The 2,484-nt window shown below is 47.1% G+C and carries 3 protein-coding genes; all 3 read left to right on the top strand.

The genetic code is table 11. From position 1 onward, the window contains the following. Nucleotides 1-68: 68 nt before the first annotated feature. The gene (locus ENN47_09995; protein ID HDP78493.1) at nucleotides 69-1,124 is read left to right on the top strand and encodes a LacI family transcriptional regulator; all 1,056 of its coding nucleotides are present in this window, start codon (nucleotides 69-71) and stop codon (nucleotides 1,122-1,124) included. Further along, the gene (locus ENN47_09990; GenBank protein ID HDP78492.1) at nucleotides 1,124-1,801 is read left to right on the top strand and encodes a hypothetical protein; all 678 of its coding nucleotides are present in this window, start codon (nucleotides 1,124-1,126) and stop codon (nucleotides 1,799-1,801) included. The genes ENN47_09995 and ENN47_09990 overlap by 1 nt, the downstream gene beginning before the upstream one ends. A 15-nt stretch (nucleotides 1,802-1,816) precedes the next feature. Beyond that, nucleotides 1,817-2,484: extracellular solute-binding protein (locus tag ENN47_09985; GenBank protein ID HDP78491.1), on the top strand; the 668-nt coding region annotated here is incomplete at its 3' end.

The raw sequence follows: 2,484 nt of genomic DNA, 5'->3' as shown, positions 1-2,484 counted from the left end.
ATGTTTGCAGAGTTTGTAGATCAATCCTCGCCGCATTAGTTTCGTATGTTCTTTATTGTTAGAATCACTTGAAGAATTCATGTTTGCATGGTTTGCACAGAATTAACGAGTTAGGAGGTCTTTTTCTGCCGACTCTGAGAGAGATATCGGAAATCACTGGCGTGTCTATTTCTACTGTATCCAGAGTACTCAATAATGACAGCAGAATCAGTGAAGCTACAAAGAGAAAAGTCTTGAGAGTAGCTAAGAAGCTTGGACACCCGGGCGAGATATCCAACGGCTTTGGCAGTAAGGTTGTAATGTTCTTCGTTTCCAACCCTCATAAATCAATCGAAAGCGACGAGTTCTTCTCTGGAGTTCAGCGGGGGATACTGAGAGGGGCCGGGTCATCGGATATTCACTGCCTGGTTCAGTCGATCAGAAGTAAGAAGAGCTTCGATGAATCGCTGATCCCTCTCGATCTTGTCGAAGGGTTGATCGTGGGAGGCATCCCAATGCCTGACGATTTGAAGACTTTCCTGTCGGCAATGAAGATTCCGGTCGTCTTGATCGGCAAATACTCGGGCCTGGAAAACCTAGCTTCTGTAAACAATGACAATGTCAGAGGCGGTTATCTCGCCGCTAATGAAATTATCAAGCATAACTACTCTACAGTTACCGTCATTACAGGGCCGAGAAGCGTTTCGACATTTGCTGATAGACTGGAAGGTTTCTTCAAGTGTCTGAGTGAAAACAGTTTCCCAATTGAGCGGGTAAAGATTGTCGAATGCAACTCCTTCGAAGAGAGAGATGGAAGAATGGCCATCGAGAGACACCTCAGAACACCTGGAAACAGGGAAGTGATCTTCTGCACGACCGATTGGCTTGCGAAAGGTGTAATGGAGGCTCTGCAAGACAGGAAGATTTCCATCCCTTCAGAGATAGGGGTCGTTGGATTTGGTGGGCTCGATTTCTGCAAGATGACCTCTCCAAAAATAACCACCGTCGCGCTAAACCCATATCTTCTTGGGAGAATCGCAGTAACAATGCTTCAGGAGTTGATGGAGGGAAATTTTGAATCAAAAGGAGTCGTGTTTGTGGAGCCGTTCTTGATGCAAGGTGAAACCCTGAGGAGGGAAAAGTAATGCATTTCAGAGAGCTGATGGATTTGAAGGATAGACTCTTGATCGTCAGTCTTCCCGAGAACAGTCTAGAATACGCAAGGGCTGCAATTGAAAACGGTGCCGATGCAATAAAGCTTCATATAAATGTGAAGCATAGGGTAACTGGAAAGGTTCATGTCACATGGACCGACGTCAGAGAGACCGCAAAGAACATCCATTCTACTCTTGACTGCTGTATGGGAATCGTTCCCGGAGCTGAAACAATGGCGTCAGAAGAGGAATTAGGGGAAATGGACAAATTCGGTCTGTCTTTCTTTGACGTCTACGTCGACTTCGCTCCGCTGTATGTTATGAAAAACGATCTCTGCAAGATGCTGGCTCTTAATCATACATATTCCAAGTCGATGGCCTCGTATCTAAAGACGGCCGGGGCAGATGCGGTAGAGATTTCTATCATAGATCCAAAGGACTACGGGAAAAATCTTTCTCTGGAAGACCTTCTAAAGTATTTGGAAATACTTGAGCTTTCGGAACTGCCTTCCTTTATCCCAACCCAGAAGAGGATTACCGTAGACGAAGCAGATAGAATTCTAGATCTCGGCTTCAAGGGGCTGATTGTCGGCCCTATCGTAACGGGAACCGAAATCGGGAGTTTTTCACGGATTGTCAGGGAGTTCAGCAAGATTACCAGAGACTAACAGGGAGGTGTGGTAATGAAGAAATGGATATTGATTCTGATCATCTGTCTCGCTCTATCGTTCACGGCAATTTCTAAGACGAAAGTTACGGTTTGGTTTGCAGGCACTCCAGAAGCTTTGATGGAGGCCGTAGACGATCACCTGGTTCCTGCCTTTGAGAAAGCTAATCCCGACATTGAGCTCGCGGTTGAGTATATACCTTGGGGAGAGCTTTCCACAAAACTTACAACTGCCTTTGCCGGCGGAATAGGACCAGATATATTCATGCACGGCCAGGCTGCGATCGCGGGATTTGCTGAAACAGGCGTGATAATGGACATCGACAGTCTCATCGACAAGCTTGAAGATCCAGAAGACTTCGGAGGTACTCTGGGTGTTGGCCTTTACAGAGGCAAGAACTTCATGGTTCCTGTGTTCGGCTCGGGCAGACTTCTAGCCTACAGGGAGGACTTCTTCGTTGAGAGCGGTCTCGACCCCGATGAACCGCCGGTAACCTGGGAACAGCTGAGGGCCTATGCCGAGGCGCTGACGATTTATGAGTCTGGAAGGCTAGTTAGGGCAGGTTTGGATATTCCTGTATCGGCGATTGATCTTCAGCAAGTGTGGACAGGCTTCCTCATTGCAAACAACGGTGCTCTCTTCGACAACGACTTCAATCCGACTTTCAATTCCCAGTCGGGAGT

It is taken from the genome of Mesotoga infera, assembly GCA_011045915.1.
GTDB classification, from domain to species: domain Bacteria; phylum Thermotogota; class Thermotogae; order Petrotogales; family Kosmotogaceae; genus Mesotoga; species Mesotoga infera_D.
The sequence above is the reverse complement of the archived record's forward strand: the minus strand, read 5'-3'. Positions and strand labels throughout refer to the sequence as shown.

Excerpts from the sequence above, each read along its gene's own strand:
- ENN47_09990 (HDP78492.1), top strand. The coding sequence starts at position 1,124 with ATGCATTTCAGAGAGCTGATGGATTTGAAGGATAGACTCTTGATCGTC.